The organism is Streptomyces sp. AP-93, assembly GCF_022808175.1.
GTDB lineage: Bacteria > Actinomycetota > Actinomycetes > Streptomycetales > Streptomycetaceae > Streptomyces.
Map to the genome: position 1 here is coordinate 12,918 of NZ_JALGBX010000003.1, position 20,727 is coordinate 33,644.

The 20,727-nt window shown below is 71.8% G+C and carries 20 protein-coding genes and 1 pseudogene; 13 read left to right on the forward strand and 8 right to left on the reverse strand.

The genetic code is table 11. The features are described 5' to 3' along the window. Positions 1-2: 2 nt before the first annotated feature. The 3 genes from MTF69_RS06085 to MTF69_RS06095 are packed head-to-tail and all read left to right on the forward strand — an operon-like array spanning position 3 to position 1,637. Positions 3-668 carry a hypothetical protein gene (locus tag MTF69_RS06085; protein ID WP_243331397.1) on the forward strand — a complete coding sequence of 222 codons (666 nt, stop codon included), beginning with the start codon at positions 3-5 and terminating at the stop codon, positions 666-668. Next, on the forward strand, positions 665-991 hold the full coding sequence (locus MTF69_RS06090; RefSeq protein ID WP_243331399.1) for an RNase A-like domain-containing protein: 327 nt from the start codon (positions 665-667) through the stop codon (positions 989-991). Before MTF69_RS06085 ends, MTF69_RS06090 begins: the two co-directional genes overlap by 4 nt. A 10-nt stretch (positions 992-1,001) precedes the next feature. Further along, positions 1,002-1,637 carry a contact-dependent growth inhibition system immunity protein gene (locus tag MTF69_RS06095; RefSeq protein WP_243331400.1) on the forward strand — a complete coding sequence of 212 codons (636 nt, stop codon included), beginning with the start codon at positions 1,002-1,004 and terminating at the stop codon, positions 1,635-1,637. 130 nt (positions 1,638-1,767) lie between these two features. Here the strand turns inward: MTF69_RS06095 and MTF69_RS06100 are convergent. Continuing rightward, a pseudogene (locus MTF69_RS06100) lies at positions 1,768-1,989 on the reverse strand (peptide-methionine (R)-S-oxide reductase); the annotation flags it as partial. 39 nt (positions 1,990-2,028) lie between these two features. Further along, on the reverse strand, positions 2,029-2,184 hold the full coding sequence (locus MTF69_RS06105; RefSeq protein ID WP_243331402.1) for a hypothetical protein: 156 nt from the start codon (positions 2,182-2,184) through the stop codon (positions 2,029-2,031). A 322-nt stretch (positions 2,185-2,506) separates the two neighbouring features. Between MTF69_RS06105 and MTF69_RS06110 the strand changes: the two genes are divergently transcribed. Continuing rightward, positions 2,507-6,298 (forward strand): AAA family ATPase, encoded by a 3,792-nt coding sequence (locus MTF69_RS06110; protein ID WP_243331406.1) that lies wholly within the window; start codon positions 2,507-2,509, stop codon positions 6,296-6,298. Between the two features lie 56 nt (positions 6,299-6,354). On the opposite strand, the gene msrB is transcribed toward MTF69_RS06110, so the two are convergent. The 4 genes from msrB to MTF69_RS06130 form a co-directional block, all read right to left on the reverse strand. Continuing rightward, positions 6,355-6,759 (reverse strand): peptide-methionine (R)-S-oxide reductase MsrB, encoded by a 405-nt coding sequence (gene msrB / locus MTF69_RS06115; RefSeq protein ID WP_243331407.1) that lies wholly within the window; start codon positions 6,757-6,759, stop codon positions 6,355-6,357. Positions 6,760-6,795: 36 nt separating this feature from the next. Continuing rightward, entirely contained in the window at positions 6,796-8,190 is a 1,395-nt protein-coding gene (gene murC / locus MTF69_RS06120) for a UDP-N-acetylmuramate--L-alanine ligase (protein ID WP_243331408.1), read from the reverse strand. Positions 8,191-8,287: 97 nt separating this feature from the next. After that, on the reverse strand, positions 8,288-8,755 hold the full coding sequence (locus MTF69_RS06125; RefSeq protein ID WP_243331409.1) for an indole-3-glycerol phosphate synthase: 468 nt from the start codon (positions 8,753-8,755) through the stop codon (positions 8,288-8,290). A gap of 147 nt (positions 8,756-8,902) precedes the next feature. Then, complete coding sequence (locus MTF69_RS06130) at positions 8,903-9,676, reverse strand: pyrimidine reductase family protein (protein WP_243331410.1); 774 nt, start codon at positions 9,674-9,676, stop codon at positions 8,903-8,905. Between the two features lie 36 nt (positions 9,677-9,712). On the opposite strand from MTF69_RS06130, the gene zapE reads away from it, so the two are divergent. From zapE to MTF69_RS06155, 5 genes are all read left to right on the forward strand, one after another. Next, complete coding sequence (zapE, locus tag MTF69_RS06135) at positions 9,713-10,840, forward strand: cell division protein ZapE (protein ID WP_243331411.1); 1,128 nt, start codon at positions 9,713-9,715, stop codon at positions 10,838-10,840. A gap of 61 nt (positions 10,841-10,901) precedes the next feature. Beyond that, on the forward strand, positions 10,902-11,330 hold the full coding sequence (locus MTF69_RS06140) for an OsmC family protein (RefSeq protein WP_243331413.1): 429 nt from the start codon (positions 10,902-10,904) through the stop codon (positions 11,328-11,330). Between the two features lie 262 nt (positions 11,331-11,592). Then, a complete protein-coding gene (locus tag MTF69_RS06145) occupies positions 11,593-12,939 on the forward strand; it encodes an alkaline phosphatase PhoX (RefSeq protein WP_243331414.1) in 1,347 nt (448 codons plus the stop codon). 659 nt (positions 12,940-13,598) lie between these two features. Beyond that, positions 13,599-14,552: a PPK2 family polyphosphate kinase gene (locus MTF69_RS06150; RefSeq protein ID WP_374322390.1), complete on the forward strand. Its 954-nt coding sequence runs from the start codon at positions 13,599-13,601 to the stop codon at positions 14,550-14,552. 17 nt (positions 14,553-14,569) lie between these two features. After that, complete coding sequence (locus MTF69_RS06155; RefSeq protein WP_243331416.1) at positions 14,570-15,523, forward strand: polysaccharide deacetylase family protein; 954 nt, start codon at positions 14,570-14,572, stop codon at positions 15,521-15,523. A 22-nt stretch (positions 15,524-15,545) separates the two neighbouring features. Here the strand turns inward: MTF69_RS06155 and MTF69_RS06160 are convergent, their stop codons facing one another. Together MTF69_RS06160 and MTF69_RS06165 are read right to left on the reverse strand one after the other, a co-directional pair. After that, positions 15,546-15,746 (reverse strand): hypothetical protein, encoded by a 201-nt coding sequence (locus MTF69_RS06160; protein WP_243331418.1) that lies wholly within the window; start codon positions 15,744-15,746, stop codon positions 15,546-15,548. Between the two features lie 21 nt (positions 15,747-15,767). Then, positions 15,768-16,442 (reverse strand): AIM24 family protein, encoded by a 675-nt coding sequence (locus MTF69_RS06165; protein ID WP_243331420.1) that lies wholly within the window; start codon positions 16,440-16,442, stop codon positions 15,768-15,770. Positions 16,443-16,513: 71 nt separating this feature from the next. Between MTF69_RS06165 and MTF69_RS06170 the strand changes: the two genes are divergently transcribed. From MTF69_RS06170 to MTF69_RS06185, 4 genes are all read left to right on the forward strand, one after another. Further along, positions 16,514-17,263, forward strand: a complete 750-nt coding sequence (locus MTF69_RS06170) for an aminoacyl-tRNA hydrolase (RefSeq protein ID WP_243331423.1) — start codon at positions 16,514-16,516, stop codon at positions 17,261-17,263. Positions 17,264-17,417: 154 nt separating this feature from the next. Then, entirely contained in the window at positions 17,418-18,794 is a 1,377-nt protein-coding gene (locus MTF69_RS06175; RefSeq protein ID WP_243331426.1) for a DUF692 domain-containing protein, read from the forward strand. Then, on the forward strand, positions 18,791-19,840 hold the full coding sequence (locus MTF69_RS06180; RefSeq protein ID WP_243331427.1) for a TIGR04222 domain-containing membrane protein: 1,050 nt from the start codon (positions 18,791-18,793) through the stop codon (positions 19,838-19,840). The genes MTF69_RS06175 and MTF69_RS06180 overlap by 4 nt, the downstream gene beginning before the upstream one ends. Positions 19,841-19,924: 84 nt before the next feature. Beyond that, positions 19,925-20,710 carry a TIGR04222 domain-containing membrane protein gene (locus MTF69_RS06185; protein WP_243331429.1) on the forward strand — a complete coding sequence of 262 codons (786 nt, stop codon included), beginning with the start codon at positions 19,925-19,927 and terminating at the stop codon, positions 20,708-20,710. The last annotated feature ends 17 nt before the right edge of the window (positions 20,711-20,727 follow it).

The following is a 20,727-nucleotide window of genomic DNA, read 5'->3' on the forward strand; positions in this document are numbered from 1 at the left end:
AGGTGGATTACGTGCAGCCATCCCCTACGGCGCTGTTCACCGGCGGCCCGGCGCTTCGGCTCATCGATATCGCCCTCTCGGTCCAGGACTCGGGCGGGAAGCTCTCCCTGGACGACGAGATCCGGCGCTACATCCGGGTGGTCGGCAAGGACTGGGCCGCCCATTGGAACTGCTCGGTCTACGTCGCGGCCGGTGTGCTGGAGTTCACCGGGGATTGCGTCGCACGGTCCGGCACGCTTGAGTCGTATCCGTCGGAATTCATGGAGAAAGTGACGCGGGCCGCCGCTGGAATGGATCCAGCCGAATACCTGCGTACCCTTGCCGAAATGGTTCGGATTCTCGACCGTGAACCGGCGCCCGAGTACGGTGAGCTGCCGATGGCAGGGTGGGAATTCCTCCAGATGTTCCCCCACCTCTTCGGATTCGATGCCGTCCTCATGGACGAGGGTGGGGCCCCCAGCTTCTCGGCGATTGTCCACGCCTCAGTGACCAGTGAGCATCCCTACTGCCACGACCGGGCTGTCGCTTACACCACCGAGGCCCAGCGCGCCCTCGTTCTCTTCCCCGGCGAGCAATGCCTCAAGGGGCATCTCTACTGGGCCACCCGCGATGGCCTGCGTGAGCTCATCGACACCATCAACGACCACATGCAGCGAGAGCACTCATGACCCCTGCCGAGAGCGCGGCGCCCGTCGCGAACCGCGCCGCCACGTATCCCGACCGCGAGACGGCCCAGTGGGCCACTCAGCACGTCGTCACCCGCAACGAGCAGGTGATCCACCGCTGGCTGGCCCAGTCCACTCGACAGCGGCTCACCATCGAGGCCGCGTGGCCCTCCCGCCCCGAGCCCGTCGGTCGGGTCCTACTCCAGGCGATGATGCTGGCCGGCCGGGACGCCGTAGACGTACGGGCCGCCCGCGTCGTGCTCAAGCGAAATGCCGCCAGCGCGCACGGCTTCAGCGTCCACCGCACCTTCCCGATCTACCTCTAGAGGCTGCCCCGTGTCCCTCAAGCCCCTCGAACACGACCGGAAGTACGGCGAACTCGACCAGGTGATCCACGCACACCTGGGCCGAACCGCCGACGACGAAGAGGCCCTCACCGCCTACCTCCGGCACTGCTGGCGCACCCGCCCCTGGGCCATCGCCGTCGCCGAACACCAGCTCCGCGAGTACGCGCAGAATCCGCCGGGGCGGCTCCGGCTGCGCCTCGGCGAGTTCTACCCCGTGCCCGACGTCGGGCTGCCCGACACGGAGATCCAGGACTGGCTGCTGCGACTGGCGGACCGGCTCAAGGAGAGCGTGGAGACGGGCACGGCTCCGGCGCCCGCAACCCCACGGACCCACTGGGAGTGGCACGCCCGGTTCCCCGAACTCGGGCAGCTGCTCGGAGGCTGGTTCTCCCAGGACATGCCGGACGAGTTCGAGGACCACGACTCGGCGCTGCAGGACTACCTCGACAGCACCGATCCGGGCCTGACCGCCCAGCTCGACGGCGAACTGCACGACCTGCTGTCGCTGCCGCTGGACGAGTCGGACTACGCCATCGCCCTGGCGGAACTCGGCATGGAGGTGGATCCTCCCGCGCCCCAGGGTCCCGGCGCCTGGCTCGCCGAACTGGCCGCCCGACTTCACTGAACTGGACGAACTGACTTTCCAGCACGATGCAGGTCAAACGCGGACCCGCTATGCGACAGACCCAAAAAGCACACGGCGACGGACCCGGAAGAGGCCGACACCCCGCATCTGGTGCAGTCCGCTGGCCCGGTCAGCCCTCGGCGACGTCTTCTCCGGGGGCCAGCCGCAGGGAGATGGAGTTGATGCAGTACCGCTGGTCGGTCGGGGTGTCGTAGCCCTCGCCCTCGAAGACGTGCCCCAGGTGGGACCCGCATTTCGCGCAGCGGACCTCGGTGCGCACCATTCCGTGTGCCGTGTCGGCCACAAGTTCTACGGCGTCTGAGTTGCGTGCATCCCAGAAGCTCGGCCAGCCCTCGCGCTTCGCGGATTCACACTGCTCCGCTCAGCGCGCTCACACCTGCTGCACATGCACGTCCGGCGGATTGAGCACAGCCAGGCACGCCTGGATGTCTTCCGGATCGCTAGTGAAGATCACTGCGCTGCCATGCTTCGCGGCGGCCAGCGCCACCCAGGCGTCCACCGCGTCCGGCTTCTTCTTCGTCGGCACCGCAGCCTCCCCCAGGGCGGTCCCCAGGCGGCGCCAGTCAGTCAGGTCAGGACCCGCGAGGCAAGCGATGCACTCCGGTCGCCCCGCTCCGGCCTGCCGCATAATACGGATATTTCGCACCCGCAACTGGGGGACGCCTGCCGGGCGGGGCGACCTCGCTCCCGTCTGGCATCCGGACAACCTGATCAGATGTCAGCACAGGCGACTAGCCTGACCCAGCACGGCATCCGGGGTGCTCGACCCCCAGACCCCACCCCCCAGACAGTCGGCATGCGGTACCCGCCGCAGCCCCTCCTTCACACACTCGATCGCATGGAGCGCCATGGCCTTCGTCCAGCATCTTTCAGTTCGGGTCCCGTGGCACGACTCGGGCTGGGACGGCAGCATCTGCAGGGACCCACTGGGCAACAGCTCATGTGTCCTGCTCGACAAGGTAGGCAAGGAACGCGACGACGCGGTCGAGGTCCGCTTCGCGGGACGGCCCTTCGCCGACCTTCCCCTCGCCCTGCCCGCGTGCGCGGCGGAACGCGGAAGCTTCCTCAGCGGCACGGACCACGAGCTGGTGACGAAGCACCCCTACCGGTCCTCCCAGGCTCTGAGAGCGGTCGAGGACACCGTCGTGGACCTGCCGGCCTGGTCAGTGCACGGCATACCCTTCTTCTGGCTCAACCGCGACAACCTCGACCAGGTGCGCGCAGAGCGCCCCGTACCGGGATACGACCCCAATGCCGAGGAGACCGCGCTCAAGGCGCTCGGCTGGGCGTCACCTTGGGTGCTTCACGGCGACAACCAGCAGGCCGTCATCGAGACCTTCTTCCAGGACGTCACGGACGGCCAGTCCCTGATCTTCTTCTACCTGAAGCACGCCCCCTTCGAAGGCCACCCGAGGCGCATGCTCGCCGGCGCGGCCCTGGTCGACTCGGTGACCCTGCCCGCCAGGTGGCGCACCTCCGGGCCCACCCCGTTCCCCAACCACATGTGGGAGACCGTGGTCCGCCACACCCTGCGCAGTGACGGAACCGGAGGGATCCTCCTCCCCCTGCAGGCCCTGGCTCGACTCGCTGACACCGGTGTCGACGTGACCCGCGCCCTGGCCGCGGCACCGGAGACCGACCGTGAATTCTCGTACGCGACCGAGCACGTGCCGGCGGACATGGCGGTGGCAGCCCTGCTGGAGATCAAGCGGGCCGCCGACGCCGCCGTAGCGCTCGGCTGTTCCATGCCGCAGGAGTCCCTGAACTGGCTCGACGAACAGCTCCGGATCGCATGGGTGCGCCGCGGCCCGGCTCCCGGACTGCCCGGGGTGCTCTCCTGGTTGGGATTCGCCCATCCCACATCCGCCGCCCGGATCCTCATGGGCTCCGTCCCGGTGGGCGAAGACCCGTGGCCCGCCCTTACCCGGACTCTGGACGGCCACGCCAGCCCACCGGAGATCGCCAAGCTCGTGACAGGGACCCGCCGGGCCCTGTGGGCGAGCCTCGACCCGGACCAGCGGCAGGCCCTGCGGCTGCTCGCGCGTTTCGATCTCTCCCCGGACCAGGTGCGGCGGGTCATCAATCGCAAGACCTCGATACCGATCGAGATCGGCGAGCTGCTGGCGGACCCCTACACCCTGGTCACGTGCACCGTCGACGACGGCGATCCCATCGCCTTCGAAACCGTCGACCGTGGCTGCTTCCCCGACCACCAGCTGGCAGAGCGCCATCCGCTACCGGTCTCCGAGCTGCTCGACGACCCCGAGGACAGGCGGCGGCTCGAAGCGGCCATGGCCGCGGTGCTGCTCCGGGCCCAGGACGACGGCCATACCCTGCTGCCCCCCGAGGAGATGAACGAACGCCTCGGTGAAATCAACGCTGTCCACCCGTTGTGCCCCTCCCCGGCACTCCTCAAAGCGCTGGCACTGCGGCCCGAGGATCTCGACGACTACGACAAGGACTTCAACTGGCCGCAGCTATGCCGAACGGAGCTGCATGACGGCGGAGCCGCCTACAAGCTCCGGTCCGCCGCCAAGCGGGTCCAGTGGATACGTGACGTCGTCGACGCTCTACTCAAAGCGCCGCGGCACGCCGTGCCCAGCGACCTTTCCGGCACGCTGGACGCCGTACTCGACGCGCAGGAGCAGGCTGAGGAATCCGACCAGGCGGAGGAGCGGCGGGCGCGGAAAGAGAAGGCGGCCGCCCTTCAGGAGATCTACAGCAGTCCGCTCACAGTGCTCAACGGCCCTGCCGGCACCGGCAAGACCACCCTGATCAAAGCATTGGTCCAGCGACCGGAAATCGCCGCGAAAGGGATCCTGCTCCTGGCGCCCACGGGCAAGGCCCGCGTACAGCTGGAGCACAAAGTGGGACACAAGGCCCAGACCCTGGCCCAGTTCCTCAGCAAGTCGGACCACTACGACGGCGACGGCCGCTATGTGATCACCCACAAGGCGGCTCCATCGGCTCAGTACGGAACGGTCGTCGTCGACGAGGCCTCGATGCTCACGGAGGACATGCTCGCCGCACTGCTGGATGCCGTCATCCCCGCACAGCGCCTCGTGCTGGTGGGCGACCCGCGCCAGCTGCCCCCCATCGGGGCGGGCCGCCCCTTCGTGGACCTCGAGCTGGCCTTGCGCGAGTCCCGCACGGGCACGGAGTCGCGCGTCGCGCGGGGCTGGGCGGAGCTGACCGTACTGAGGCGGCAGCGGAGCCGTGACGGGGACCCGGAACGGGACGACCTGGCGCTCGCCCACTGGTTCAGCGGCGACCCACAGTCGGAGAACGCGGACGCGGTATGGCAGCGCCTGCGGCTGGGACAGAAGATGCCCACGCTGCGCGCCGTCGGATGGAACGGCCGTCCGGTGGCCCAGGTCCTCGACGACGTGCTGCGCGAGGAATTCGACGTGAAGCAAGACGATTCAGGACTGAGCTTCGGGATCTCCTACGGCGCCACCCCGAGGCCGTGGAAGAACATGGTCTTCCCCGACTTCTCCAACGCTGCCGAGAACTGCGGGACATGGCAGGTCCTGTCCCCCGTGCGGGGGCGGGCGCACGGCACGGTCGAGCTGAACCGTCACATGAAGCGCCGCTACCGCCAGGTGGCGCTCGACTCCGCGCGCAAGCCCGGCCCGCAGCGCCGTGTGCCCAAGCCTCTCGGTCCCGAGAGGATCGTGGCAGGCGACAAGGTGGTCCACACCGTCAACAAAAGGCAGTGGTCCCCGACGGCCAAGCGGCAGGGCTACGTGGCCAACGGTGAACTGGGGGTCGTCACGGGACCGGTCAGCAGCACGCGCCCTCCCACGTGGACCGAGGTGGAGTTCTCGTCCCAGGCCGGAACCCGGTACGTCTACCGCGGCGGCGCGGGAGCCGAGGATGGTGCTCTTCTGGAGCTGGCATGGGCCTTGACCGTGCACAAGAGCCAGGGCAGCGAATTCGACACGGTCGTGGTGGTCCTGCCGGCGGGTACGGCCGGCCTCTCACGTGAACTGCTGTACACAGCTCTGACCCGGCAGACCGAGCGTGTGGTGCTGTGCCATGAAGGTCCGCTGGAAGATCTCATGGATCTCACCAGAGCCACCGGCTCAAACACGGCCCGGCGCTTCACGGACCTGCTCGGCCGCCCCGATCCGCGCCGTGTGACGACGCCCTCCGGAACCGATGGCGGGCGCGTCGATGCTCGGCTGGTTCATGTGGCGGTCAGCGGAGTCATGGTCCGCAGCAAGAACGAGGTGATTCTCGCCGGGATCCTCGAGGAGCTGGCGCCCGGGACCTGGTCGTACGAACAGCCGTTGAAGGGCGGGGACGGGCGCACCATCCGGCCTGACTTCACCATCGCGGCGCCGTCCGGGCGTCCGGTCTACTGGGAGCACCTAGGCATGCTAGACCGCCCGGCGTACGCGCAGCACTGGGAGGAGCGCCGGAGCTGGTACGCGGAGCAGGGCATATTGCCGGAATCCGAGGGCGGCGGCCCCCATGGGGTCCTCGTGTGGACCAGCGACAGAGACCACGACGGCGGGGGCGGAGTGAACGTCCCCGGATGGCGCGCTATCGCCGAGAGGGTCATAGGTTCACCCGTCGTGGTACGGCCACCGCGTGCCCCTGCCAAGAAGGTGGCCGCGCCCCGCCGACCTTCCTGAGGCGAAACGGCCGCGGGGAGGGTCCCAGTCGCACGGGCGCCCTTCCCGCGGCCGCATCACTCGTCCGGGGTCAGGCGGAGCGAGATCGAGTTGATGCAGTAGCGCTGGTCGGTAGGGGTGGGGTAGCCCTCGCCCTCGAAGACGTGGCCCAGGTGGGACCCGCACTTCGCGCAGCGGACCTCGGTGCGCACCATTCCGTGTGACGTGTCGGCCACAAGTTCTACGGCGTCTGAGTTGCGTGCATCCCAGAAGCTCGGCCAGCCGCAGTGCGATTCGAACTTCTCCGTGGAGCGGAACAGCTCGGAGCCGCAGCCGCGACAGCTGTAGACGCCCTCGGTCTTGGTGTCCGTGTACTCACCGCGGAACGCGGGCTCGGTCCCGGCGAGGCGCAGCACCTGGTACTCGGACGGGGTCAGCTCCGCCTGCCACTGCTCGTCCGTCTTCTCTACCTCGTACGACATGACTGTTCTCCCGCTTTCCCGCTCTTCCCAGAGCCGTCAGTTCGACAGACGGGCCAGGATGGCCGGCCCCAGGTCGGTGACGTCGCCCGCACCCATGGTGAGAACGAGATCGCCGGGCTTGGCCATTCCCGCGATGACGTCGGCGACGGCTTCCTTGGAGTGCTCGGGGGTGACGTCGGCCCCGGCGGCGCGCGCGGCGTCGATGATGATCTCGCTGGTGATCCCGGGGACCGGGTCCTCGCGGGCGGGGTAGATGTCGAGGACGACCGAGGCGTCGGCGAGGGCGAGGGCCTGGCCCATCTCCTTGCCGAGTTCCTGGGTGCGGGAGAACAGGTGCGGCTGGAAGACGACCAGGATGCGGGAGTCCCCGGCGGCGCCGCGGATGGCCTCCAGGTCGGCGGTCATCTCGGTGGGGTGGTGCGCGTAGGAGTCGATGACCTGGACCCCGGCGGCCTCGCCCTTGAGCTGGAGGCGGCGCTTGACCCCGGTGTACTTGCCGAGGGCGGAGGCCAGGTTGTGCGCCGGGATGCCGAGCGCGACGCCGGCGGCGAGGGCCGCGACGGCGTTGTGCGCGTAGTGGCGGCCGGGCACGGAGACGGTGAAGGTGAGCATCCGGCCGTCGATGACGACGGTGACCTCGCTGCTCAGCCCGCGCGGGGTGATCTTGGTGATCTGGACGTCGGCGGTGGGCTCCTCGCCGTACGTGACGATCATCAGGCCGGGGTTGCCGCTGACGCGCCCGGCGATCTCGGCCGCGCCGGCCTGGCCGTGGGCGATGACCAGGGTGCCGCCGTCCGGGATCTTGCCGACGAAGGTCTCGAAGGACTCGTAGATCTCGTCCATCGACGCGTAGTTCGCGTGGTGGTCGAGCTCGGCGTTGAGGATGATCGCGACCTGCGGGGTGTACTTGTGGAAGCTGCGGTCGCTCTCGTCGGCCTCGGCCACGAAGATGTCGCCCTCGCCGTGGTGGGCGTTGGAGCCGGGGGCGTCCAGGTCGCCGCCGATGGCGTACGAGGGGTCCAGGCCCAGCGCCGAGAGGGAGACGGCCAGCATCGAGGTGGTGGTGGTCTTGCCGTGGGTGCCGGCGACGGCGATCGGCCGCAGGCCGTCCATCAGCCCGGCCAGGGCGTCGGAGCGGTGCACGACCGGGATGCCGAGCTCGGCGGCGCGGGCCAGCTCCGGGTTGTCGGCGCGGATGGCGCTGGAGACGACCACGCAGGTGGCGTCGTCGGCGAGGTGCCCGGCGGCGTGCCCGATGTGGACCGTGGCGCCGTGGGCGCGCAGCGCCTGGGCGGTCTCGGAGTCACGGGCGTCGCTGCCGGCCACCCGGGCGCCGCGCCGGGCCAGGATCTTCGCGATGCCGGACATGCCGGCGCCGCCGATGCCGATGAAGTGGGGCCGTTCCATGGCGGTCGGCAGGCCGGGCTTCATTCAGGTAGCTCCAGGATCGAGTGCGTACGTACGGCAGCCGGATGCGCGGTTACGGGGATCCGGGGATCCCCGGATGCGCGGTCCGGCCGCCTCCACCCTATTCCTTGTGGGCGAAGAGCTTGAGCACCGGAACGCCGACCTTGTGGCGCGCCCGCGAGGCCCAGTCCCGGTGGAAGAACTCCTCGACGTAGTGCGGGGCGGTCAGCACGATCACCTCGTCGGCGTTGGTCTCGTCCACCACCGCCTTCAGCTTGTCGAGCGGATGCTCGTCGACGATCTGCCCGACGGCCTTGGCGCCCTTGGCCCGCAGGGACGCGAGGGAATGCTCGATCGCCAGTTCGGCCGGGCCGCGGGCGGCCTCGCCCTCCGGTTCGTCACCCTCCCGAATGGCCTCGGGGAGCTCACCGAGCGCTACGTCGTCGATGGCGCGCAGCAGTCGGTCCCGGTCGCCGCGGGGCTGCATGAGGACGATGAAGGAGACCTGCTCGTCGCCGTGGAGGGTCGTGACGAAGTCCACGTCGACGGGGGTCAGCGGCTGCTCGATCATCAATACGCTCGTGAACACGGACGCCCTCTCCTTCGTGGGCCGAGGCCGGCCGGCCGGCCCCTGCGGAAACCATCCTGCCCCGCTGTGGCACGGGGCCTGTGCGGTTATACCTGCCCACTTATGTGCCCAGCGGAAGCTAAGCGGAACGACAAATTCCGCCTCTCTTCAGATCCGACGGTAACGCGTGAAGAGAAACCCGGCCTCTTCCAGCAGGCAGGCCGGTGCGAGCCGGTGCGGAACCGTGACGGACGGTCCCCCGGAGATCCGCTGGGCGTCACCCGCCGTGAGCATCGGCGAGATCGTCAGGCACAGCTCGTCCAGCGCGTCCGCGGCCACGAGCTGACCCAGCAGCCGGGGCCCGCCCTCGGTGAGCTGGCGGCGCAGTCCCCGGTCCGCGAGTTCCCGTACGGCCCGGGCCGGATCCACGCCCGCCCCGTCGCCGGCCACCACCACCTGCGCCCCGGCCTTGGCGGCGTCGGCGACCCGGTCCGCGGGGGCCGCGGCGCCCGTGAGGACCAGCGTGGGCGCCAGCGGCGAGGTGAACAGCGGCAGCGAGAAGTCCAGGTCCAGGCTCGCGGAGACGACGGCGATGACGGCGGCGGGCCCCTGACCCGCCGCCGCGCGGCGGGCCGCGAAGGCCTCCCGGGCCCGCGCCGGGCGGTAGCCCTCCTGGCGAACCGTTTCCGCACCGACGACCACCACATCGGCCAGGGCCCGCAGGGTGCCGAAGATCCGCATGTCGGTCTCGTTGGAGATGGGCTGGGAGCGCCCGTCGTGCTGGGCCGCGCCGTCCAGGGTGGAGACCATGTTGGCCCGCAGCCAGTGGCCGTCCGGGCCGAGCCCGGGGTACTCGTACGCCTCGGCGAGTTCGTCCAGCGACCACTCACGGTCGGTCTGGTCCGCTGATGTCTGATCGGTCACAGGGAACAGGCGTCGCATCGGTGCAGTGTGCCACGCCCCGTAGAGTTAAGAGCTGTGTCAACATCACTCTCGCCCTCAGCGTCAGCCTCCGGGCACCCCCCGATAGCCGACGCGGGACCGCAGTCCCTGTGCGCCCGCGAACCGCGGGTGCCCGCGGAACGGCTCGTGGCCGAGATGGTGCCGCCGCCGCGCTTCGACTCGGTGCGCTTCGACACCTACGACCCGGACCCGGCCCAGCCCAGCCAGTCCGAGGCCGTCACCGTGCTCAGCGGCTTCGCCGCCGGACTGGGCGGGGCGCACGCGTCCGGTGCCGGCAGGAAGCGCTGGTTCTCGCGGACCCCCAGGACACCGAGGACACCGAAAAACACAGTCCCCACCGGCCCGCGCGGGGTCTACCTCGACGGCGGCTACGGCGTCGGCAAGACCCACCTGCTCGCCTCCCTCTGGCACGCCACCCCGGCCGAGCCGGCCCTCAAGGCCTTCGGCACCTTCGTGGAGCTGACCAACCTCGTCGGCGCGCTCGGCTTCCAGCAGACGGTCCAGACCCTCGGCGGGCACCGCCTGCTCTGCATCGACGAGTTCGAGCTCGACGACCCGGGCGACACCGTCCTCGTCTCCTCCCTGCTCAGCCGCCTGGTCGAGCAGGGCGTGGCGCTGGCCGCCACCTCCAACACCCTGCCCGGCAAGCTCGGCGAGGGCCGCTTCGCCGCCGCCGACTTCCTGCGGGAGATCCAGGGGCTCTCCGCGCACTTCCGTCCGCTGCGCATCGACGGCCAGGACTACCGCCACCGCGGCCTGCCCGAGGCCCCCGCGCCGTTCTCCGACGAGCAGGTGGCGAAGACCGCGTACGCCACCGAGGGCGCGAGCCTCGACGATTTCCCCGGGCTGCTGGAGCACCTGGCGAAGGTCCACCCCAGCCGGTACGGGGCCCTGACCGACGGCATAACGGCCGTCTGCCTCACCGACGTCGGCCCGGTCCCGGACCAGTCGACGGCGCTGCGCCTGGTGGTCCTCGCCGACCGGCTGTACGACCGGGAGGTCCCGGTCCTGGCGGCGGGCGTCCCCTTCGACAAGCTGTTCAGTGACGAGATGCTGAACGGCGGCTACCGCAAGAAGTACTTCCGGGCCATCTCGCGGCTCACCGCGCTGGCACGCGACGCGAAGCCCCTGGTGTCCCAGTAGGTTTGGAGACGTCGGCCCGTTCCGCGGGCCGGCCGTTTCCACTTCTGCGAAGGGATCCACCATGGCTGCCACCCGCAATGCACATGCCGTCTGGGAAGGCGACCTGTTCGAAGGCAAGGGCGTCGTCACGCTCGACTCGTCCGGCCTCGGCAGCTACCCCGTCTCCTGGCCCGCACGGACCGACGAGGCGGCGAACGGGCGGACCAGCCCGGAGGAGCTCATCGCCGCCGCGCACTCGAGCTGCTTCAACATGGCCTTCTCGAACGGTCTCGCGAAGGCGGGCAACCCGCCGGCCAAGCTGACCACCTCCGCCGCCGTCACGTTCGTGCCGGGCAAGGGCATCACCGGGATCCACCTCACCGTCGAGGGCGAGGTGCCGGGCCTGGACAACGACGCGTTCGTCGCCGCGGCCGAGGACGCCAAGCAGAACTGCCCGGTCAGCCAGGCCCTGACGGGTACGACCATCACCCTCAGCGCAAAGCTGGCCTAGCGCCTGCCGCCGGGCGGGCGAACCCGGCCCGCCCGGCCACATCCAGCCCCGCCGGCGTTTGAGGCGCGGGGTCTGGGGCGGAGCCCCAGGGGGGTCCGGGCGCAGCCCGGGGAACGGTGGAAGGGCGGGTAGGGGACTTCGCCCCGCGCAGCGGGCTCCCGCACCCCCGGCCGGGGGTCGGGTCCGCGCGGCGCGGCGAGGTCGGCGGGGTGGCGTGGTACCACGGGCCGTCGAAGGTCCGCCCCCGCACCCGGAGTTGCCGATGACCCTCAGCCGACGCAGTCTGATGGCGGCCGCCACCATCTCCTTCGGCGGAGCCCTCGCCGCGCTGTTCACCGGCGACGCCGCCCCCGCCCCCGCCGCCACCCGCGGCTACGGCCCGCTCGTGACCGACCCCGCCGGGCTGCTCGATCTGCCCGCCGGGTTCACGTACCGCGTCCTCTCGCGCGCCGGCGCCCCGCTGCGTTCGGGCGAGGGCACCGTCCCGGGCAACTTCGACGGCATGGCCGCCTTCGACGCCGGGCAGGGCCGCGTCCGGCTGGTGCGCAACCACGAGAACCGTGCCACCGCCGCCCTGCGGGTCCCTCCCGTCGAGGGGCTCACCTACGACCCGTACGCCCTCGGCGGCTGCACCCTCCTCGGCCTGGACCCGGCCGGCCGGGTCATCGCCGAGCGCGTCGCCCTCGCCGGCACCGCCGTCAACTGCGCGGGTGGCCGTACTCCCTGGAACACGTGGCTGTCCTGCGAGGAGACCGAGGACCGCGCGGGCACCGCCGGGTACACCCGCGACCACGGCTACGTCTTCGAGGTCGACCCCGCCGACCCCCACCGCTCCGGCGCCGTCCCGCTCACCGCGATGGGCCGCTTCGCGCACGAGGCCGTCGCCGTGGACCCGTACCTCGGTGTGGTCTACGAGACCGAGGACGCCTTCACCGAACCCTTCGGGCTCTTCTACCGGTTCCTGCCCGCCCGCCCCCTCGGCGGCCTCGGCTCCCTGCACGCGGGCGGCGGGCTGGAGGCACTGCGGGTCCCCGGGCTGGCGAACCTGGCGGTGGTGGACGAGCCCGGGGCCCAGTTCCCGGTGGAGTGGGTCCCCGTCCCGGACCCGTCCGCGTCCGGGACCCCGATCCGGCTCCAGGACTTCGGCCCCGGCGGGATCACCCACGCCCAGAAGCTGGAGGGCTGCTACTGGGGCAACGGCGGCGTCCACTTCGTCTCCAGCTACTCCCGCACCCGCGAGGGCTCCCCCGCCGACCACCACGGCCAGGTGTGGTTCTACGACCCGCTGCGCGCGCGGCTCCGGCTGGACGTGGTCTTCGGCCCGGCCGCCGACGTCCGGCTGCCCGGCGACTCCCCGGACAACATCTGCCTGGCCCCCGACGGCGGCCTCATGGTGTGCGAGGACGGCGGCGGCGCACAGTACGTCTTCGGCGTGACCCCCGGCGGCGAGGTCTACCCGGTGGCCCGCAGCGCCGCCGACATCGGGAAGCCGGGGGCGCCGGAGTGGGCCGAGTTCGCCGGAGTCACCTTCTCCCCGGATGCCCGGACGATGTACGTGAACGCGTACACGCCCGGGACCACCTTCGCGGTGACGGGTCCATGGCGGTGACCCGTACTGCCTTACGGCCCGCCCGTACTGCCTTACGGCCCGCCCGGCCTGGCCTTTCGTCACGTCGCGGTCCACTGCGTTGTGGTGGAGGATCGTATGGAGTCGACGGATCGAGGTAGGTAGCGGTGGCCAAGAAGGACAGCAGGAAGCCGACGGGGTCGGCCGAGCCGACGGAGACGGCGAAGTCCGGGAAGGACACCAAGCCCGCGGGGGCGGCCAAGTCCGCCAAGGGCGCGGAGAGCACGGAGGGCGGCAAGCCCGCCAAGGGTGCGGGGGCCGCGAAGGCCTCGAAGCCGTCCAAGGGAGAGAAGGCTGCCAAGGCGGGGAAGTCCGCCGACGCCGCCAAGGCGGAGAAGCCGGCCAAGGCGGGGAAGTCCGCCAAGGCCGACAAGCCGGAGAACCGGGAGAAGCCGGCGAAGGCTTCCAAGTCCGAGAAGCCCGCCAAGGTGCCGAAGGCCCGCAAGGCCCCCAAGGGCGCCACGGCCGCCCCGGACAAGCCCGCGGAGCCGGCCGCGCCCGCCAAGGGCGAGAAGGCCGCCAAGGCGGAGAAGCAGACCGATCCCGACGCCGGCACCACTGCCGGTACCACTGCCGCCACCGCCACCGCCATCGGCGGGAAGCCGAAGTCCAAGCCCCTCTCCCTCCGCGAGCTGCTCCGCATCTCCGCCGAGAACTCCAAGGGACCCAAGGGCGGCGGCGCCCGCAAGGCCGGAGGCCACGGGCAGGGCCACGGGCACGGGCACGGCCATGGACTCGGGTACGAGTACGGGTACGACACCCCCCTCAGCCCCCTGCTCCGCGTCCCCTCCGGCGAGCGCGTCGACCTCGGGGCCTTCCACCCCGGCGCGACCCCGGCCGGTCCCACCGACAAGGCGGCCGGCGTGGCGGCCACCGCCCGGATGGCTGAACGGCTCGGCTCCCTCCAGGAGCGGCTCTACGCCGCGAGCACCGCGGGCGACCGCCGCCGCGTCCTGCTCGTGCTCCAGGGCATGGACACCAGCGGCAAGGGCGGCACCGTCAAGCACGTGATCGGCCTGTTCAACCCCTCCGGCTGCCGGATCAAGGCTTTCAAGGCGCCCACGTCCGAGGAGCAGAACCACCCCTTCCTCTGGCGCATCATGAAGGCGCTCCCCCAGCCCGGCGAAATCGGCATCTTCGACCGTTCGCACTACGAGGACGTCCTCATCGCCCGCGTCCGCGACCTGGTGCCGCGCAGTCAGCTGGGCCGCCGCTACGCGCAGATCAACCGGTTCGAGAAGTCCCTCGCCGACGACGGCGTCACCGTGGTGAAGGTCTTCCTCCACATCGGCTACGAGGAGCAGCGCAAGCGGCTCCTGGAGCGGCTCGACAACCCGGACAAGCACTGGAAGTTCAACGCGGGCGACATCGAGGAGCGCTCCTTGTGGCCCGCGTACCAGCAGGCGTACGAGCTGGCCCTGGAGCGCTGCTCCACGGACTCCGCGCCCTGGTACGTCGTGCCCTCGGACCGCAAGTGGTACCGCAACTGGGCGATCAGCAAACTGCTGCTGGAGCATCTGGAGGGCATCGCGCCGCAGTACCCGAAGGGTGACTTCGACGTGGAGGAGTGCCGCACCCGCCTGCTTGCCACATAGTCCTATATTTTGCGTATGTGATCATCTCAGTGCGCAGGACGGCTGCCGTCGCGGCCGTAGCAGCTCTCAGTGCCGCCCTCGCCGCGTGCGGGGGCGGCACCGGTACGTCGGACGCCGGCGGCCAGGCCCGGATGGGAGCCTCCGCGGCCCCCTCCGCTCCGGCCTCCGCCTCCCCTTCCCCCCCGGGGTCCGCCACCCCGGGGTCCGCCACCCCGCCGCCCGGCCCCCGGAGCAGTCCGCCGGTGGCCCCGCAGCCCGGCGCCCCCGGCAAGGCGCCGACCATGGCTCCCGGTCCGGGCGGTCTGACCCCCGTCTTCGACCGCGCGAAGCAGCACACCGACAAGACGGTGGCGCTGACCTTCGACGCCGACATGACCTCCGATCAGGGGCCGCGCGCGGCGGGCGGTGAGCGCTTCGACAACCCTCAGCTGATCTCCACGCTGCGCACCCTCAAGGTGCCCTCGACGGTGTTCATGACGGGCCGCTGGGCCGAGGAGTACCCGGACCAGGCGAAGTCCATCGGCACCGACCCGAACTTCGAGATCGCGAACCACTCGTACAGCCACCACGCCTTCAAGTCCCCCTGCTACGGACTCCCCACCCTCGACGAGGCCGCCGCCCGCGCCGATGTGGACCGGGCCTTCGAGGCCTTCCACAAGGCGGGCGCGGTCAACACCGTCCCGTACTTCCGCTTCCCCGGCGGCTGCTACGACGACCAGGCGCTGCGCGCCATCTCCACGGCCAAGGTCACGGCCGTCCAATGGGACGTGGTCAGCGGGGACGCCTTCGCCAAGGATCCCGACGCGGTGGCCGAACAGGTCCTGGCCGGGGTGAAGCCCGGCTCGGTCGTGGTGATGCACTGCACGCGCAGCGCCGCCCCGGTCACCGAGGAGGCCATCCGGAAGATCGTCCCGGAGCTGCGCAAGCGCGGCTACCGCTTCGTCAAGGTCTCCGACCTCATCGGGAAGTAGCCCGCGGGCCCCTGCTCCGGCCTCAGCCGGAGCAGGCCGTGCGCTGGGCGTCCTGCCACTCGCACACCGGGCACAGCACCACGCCCGGTGTCGCCACCCCGTACTCGGTCGGCTTCCCGCACTCCACGCAGTCGGCGTAGGGCGGCCCGGCCACCCGCCCGGCGGGGGCCGCGGGGGCGGGGCAGTACGAGGAGTCGGGCGCGTGCTGCTCCGTCTGGTCCATGTGTACGAGCGTACTGCGCGGTCAGTGGGCGGCGGCCGACTCGGTGGCTTCGCTCGGGCGGACGATGACGAAGCCCTCGCCGCTGAGCTGCAGCTGGACGGCCTCCCCGGAGCCGCCCCGGATCATCGAGCCGACGGACTGGGAGCGGTGCAGTGCCGTCTCCAGTCGGGCGCTCCAGCCGACCACCGCGTCGGTGTCCACGTAGACCGGGGCCTGCGGGGTGACCGGGATGATGATCGGGTTCCCGTCACAGACGACGGCGAGCTTTCCGGTGCCGGTGAAGAGGCTGTTGAAGAGGCCGCCGCCGGTCATGCCGGCGCCCTTGAGCATCTTGATCTCGTAGCCGAGGGTCGGGTCGAAGCACAGGACGTTGCGGCCGTTGACGGTCAGGGCGTCGCCGGGCTCGAACTCGATGATGAAGCAGTGGCCCGCCCGGTGCGCGAACCAGGCCTCGCCCTGCCCGCGTACGGACATCAGCGCGAGCCCCTCGCCCGTGACGGCGCGCTTGAGCATGCCTCCGATGCCCTGTCCCTTGCGCTCGAACTGCAGGTTCCCCCGGAAGGCGACCATCGAGCCCTGGCGGGCGAGCATTTCACCGTTGACGGCGTACTTCACTGATTTGGCGTTCTGCAGGGTCATCCCGGGCACGGCGGACGCCTCGGCCAGGTTCCCGGACGCGAAAAGCTCACTCTTCATGCCCTCGATCCTCGCCCGTCCCGGACCCCTCGGGCATCAGCCTGGAGGCGGAGGCTGGCATCCTTTGCCGGATGAGCACCGAGGACACGCGCCACGACACCCAGGTACCCGCAGTCGGGTCGGACAGCCCCTTCCGGCAGGAGCGGATCGCCCGCGACGACGCGCCGCAGTACGTCCTCCCGCTGGTGGTGCGGATCGAGAAGGCGGAGCCGCCGGCCCGGACCGACGCCCTGGAGACGGCCGCCCGCGCGGTGCTCGTGCTGCTCACCGACGAGCGGTCGGCCGGCGAGGGCGAGTGGGCGGCGGTGGTCCGGGACTGGCAGGACGCGCGGATCCGCAAGGTGGTGCGCAGGGCGCGCGGGGCGGAGTGGCGCAAGGCCGGCACCCTGCCGGGCCTCACGGTGCACGGCGCGGACTCGGAGGTACGGGTCTTCCCGCCGGTCCCGCTCGACGGCTGGCCCAAGGACCTGGCCAAGCTCCAGGTGTCGGGCACCGACCTGGACGACCCGGAGCCGGTCGCACCGGCGGAGGCCGGACTGCCGGTCCTCTGGCTCAACCCCGGTCTGGACATGTCGGCCGGCAAGGCCATGGCCCAGGCCGGACACGCGGCGCAGCTCGCGTGGTGGGAGCTGACCGGCCCGGAGCGGGCCGCGTGGCGGGAGTCCGGCTTCCGGCTGGCCGTACGGACGGCCGCGCGCGAGCGGTGGACGGAGCTGTCCGGGAGCGGGCTGCCGGTGGTGCGGGACGCGGGGTTCACCGAGATCGCGCCCGGCTCGTGCACGGTGGTCGCGGACCATCCGGCGCTGCGGGCGCGGCTGTAGCGCGGCTCCGCGGGGCCCGTCCGTCCCGGCATCCGGAAGGCGGCCCGCGCCGGGAACCTCAAATGTTGCTCTGAACGTCCCCCCTGGGCGGTTGGCCCGGCTCCGTCGGGGCCATGACATCGGCACACGGACCGATGAGAGGGGGCGAGGGGACATGAAGCCCATGGCACACCTGGGGGTGGGCATCGGCTGGCGGCCGGAGATCGCGGGGGCGGTGGAAAGCCTCCCGGGCCTGGACTGGGTCGAGGTCGTGGCGGAGAACATCTGCCCCGGTCACCTGCCCGAGTCCCTGGAGCGGCTGCTCGAACGCGGGGTCCGCGTGGTGCCGCACGGAGTCTCGCTGGGCATCGGCGGCGCCGACCGGCCGGACCCGGCGAAGCTGGCCGCGCTCGGGGAGCGGGCGGTGGCGCTGGGAGCTCCGCTGGTCACCGAGCACATCGCCTTCGTACGGACCTCCTCGGTGGCGCCGGGACCGGTGCTCGAAGCCGGGCACCTGCTGCCCGTGGCGCGGACCCGGGACGCGCTGGACGTGCTCTGCGAGAACGTGCGGATCGCGCAGGACGCGCTGCCGGTGCCGCTCGCGCTGGAGAACATCGCGGCGCTGGTGTCGTGGCCCGGGGAGGAACTCACCGAGGGGCAGTTCCTGACGGAGCTCGTGGAGCGGACCGGGGTGCGGCTGCTGATCGACGTGGCCAACCTGCACACCAACCGGGTCAACCGGGGGGAGGACCCGGTCGCCGTCCTGGACGGGATCCCGCTGGAGGCGCTGGCGTACGTGCACGTCGCCGGGGGCGTGGAGCGGGGTGGGGTGTGGCACGACACGCACGCGCATCCCGTGCCGCGGGTGGTGCTGGATGTTCTTGCGGAGCTCCGCTCCCGGGTGGACCCGCCGGGGGTGCTGCTGGAGCGGGACGACGACTTTCCGGCCGGCGCCGAGCTGGCGGGTGAGCTCGCCGCGATCCGGGGCGTGCTGGGCGGCCCTGCGGGGGCTGTCCCCTCCCCGCCCTTCCCCCGTTCCCCGGGCGCTGCCCGGACCCGCGCCTCAAACGCCGGCGGGGCTGGGACGGGCTCCGGCCCATCCGGCCCGGACCCCGCCTCGAACCCCGGCGAGGCCGGGGTGGAGCAGGCGCGGACGCGGGTCGGGATCGGGCAGGCCGCGCTGTTGTCGGCGCTGGTGGCCGGGATGCCCGTGCCCGAGGGGTTCGACCGGCAGCGGGTACGGGTACAGGCGCGGGCGCTCGCGGCCAAGCGGGCCGGGGTCCTGGCGAAGCTGGCGCCCGAGCTGCCCGGGATCCTGGGCGGGGAGGACGCGTACCGGGAGGCCTTCCTCGGCTACGCCCGGCACCGGCCCATGACCGCCGGATACCGGCGCGACGCGCTGGACTTCGCCGAGCACCTGCTGGTCCGGGACCTGCCCGCCGACCCCGCCGCCCGGCGCCGGCTCACGCTCTGGTGGCGGGACCGGGCCGGGGCCAGGCCACCGGGCCGGGCCGTGCGCTGGGCCCGCGCCCTGGTGGGGAGGGCGGCGTGAACTTCTTCGACTTCCTCGCCGTGGCCGTCTGGATCGGCGTCATCGCCTCCGGCGTCGTCCTCGTGCGCGGCCTGCGGCAGTCGCGGCCGCCCACCCTCGGCCCCGCCCCGCGCCTGCACGACCTGTCCGAGGCCGCCTTCATGGCGGGCGGGCCGGGCGCGGTGGTGGACGCCGCGCTCGTCTCGCTGCTCTGCGACGGCCGGATGCTGGTCGGCGGGCCCGGCATCATCCAGGCAAGGCCCGGGGTGCGGGGCGGCGACCCCGCGCAGCGGGCCGTGCTCCAGGCCTGCCAGGGCGCCCCGTCCGGGTGGCTGTACCAGATCCGCTACGCCGCGATGCGGGATCCGGCCGTGCAGGAGACCGGCGACGCCCTGGCCGCCCGCGGGCTGATCGCCACGCCGGGCGGCCGGCACCACTGGCTGCGCCACGGGGTGATCCAGGCCGTGGTGTGCGGGGTGCTGCTGATCCTCTCGCTGCCGCTGTCCTTCGTCGCCTTCGTGCTCCAGGAGGGGGCCGGGTCCGTCCGCGTGCCGTTCATCGCCGAGGTGCTGCCCGTGCTGCTGGGCGGGATCGTCGTGGGCACCGTGGGCGCCTCCCGCGCCCGGCAGCGGATCACTCCGGCGGGGGCCGAGGCGCTGCGCGCCGTCCGCGCCCACTACGGGGCCGACCAGAGCCCGTACGTCCAGACCTCGCTGTTCGGGCTGCGGGGACTGCGGGACCCGTACCTGCGCGAGCAGTTGGTGCCGGCGGCTCGCGGGACCCGGCTGGCGGCGGCCCAGTCCCGTACGCGTTCCGGCGGCTCGGGGTCCTCCTGGGGGTCCGGGGCCGAGCTGGTCCCGGTCGTCTGGTGCGCCGGTTCCGACGGCGGCGGGTCCGGCGGGTCGGGCGGATCGGGCGGATCCGGCTGCGGGTCCTCGGGGTCGGTCTGCGGGTCCTCCGGGAGCGGTTGTGGAGGCGGCGGCTCCGGCGGATCGAGTTGCTCCAGCAGCTCCAGCGGATCGAGTTGTAGCAGTTCGTCCAGTTCCAGCTGCGGCAGCAGTTCCTGACCGCCCATCACGGACCCGTCACGAGCTGCTCACACCTCAGCAGGGCCCTGTACCGGCCGGTTCCACATCTTGTAGAACTCGGACATGTTCTGGGTCCTGTTCCTCCTCCTCGCCTGGGCAGGGCTGCTGATCGCGTGCACCCGCCTCCTGAAGGCCGCCGCCGAACTGGAGGCGCCCGCGCCGGGATCCGCCGCGCGCCCCCACCACGACGACCTGAACCTGTACGAGGCCGCCTACCTCGCCGGCGGCCCGGAACGGGTGGCCGAGCTGACGCTGCTGTCGATGCAGCGCCAGCGGCGGCTCCTGCTCGCGTACACCGGGTGGGCGACGGTGGTCGACCCGGTGGGCCGCGATCCGCACGAGTGCTCGGTGCTCGGCGCGTTCGGGCCGGACGGGCAGGAGCCGGTGACCTCCGTACGGGCGGTCGCGGCGCGGGATCCGGCCGTGCGGGCCCTCGCGGACCGGCTCTCAGAAGCCGGGCTCGCGGCGCGCGACGGGGCCCGGCGGGAGGTCTACGCGGGGATCCGGGCGGTCCGGCAGGCCACCGCACTGGTCCTCGGCATGCTCGTGGCCGCGCTGTGCGTACCCGATCCGGGGACCACGACCACGATGATCCTGTGCTGGTTCGCGCTGCCGCTGATCCTGGCGCTGGGCTGCCTGGCCATAGCCCGCGTCGAGGGGCACGCGCAGTCCGGGTGGGCCTCCCCCGCGGGCCGGCGGCTCCTCCTGGAGCTGGGCCGGGAGCGGGGCGTGCGGGGCTCGCTCACCGCGGTGGCGCTGCGGGGGCCGCGCGCGGTCACCGAACCCGAGCTGCGGGCGGCGCTCGCGTACGGCAGGCGGGGGCGGATTCCGCGGCAACGGGGGCATTGAGCGCGACACCGGCCGCA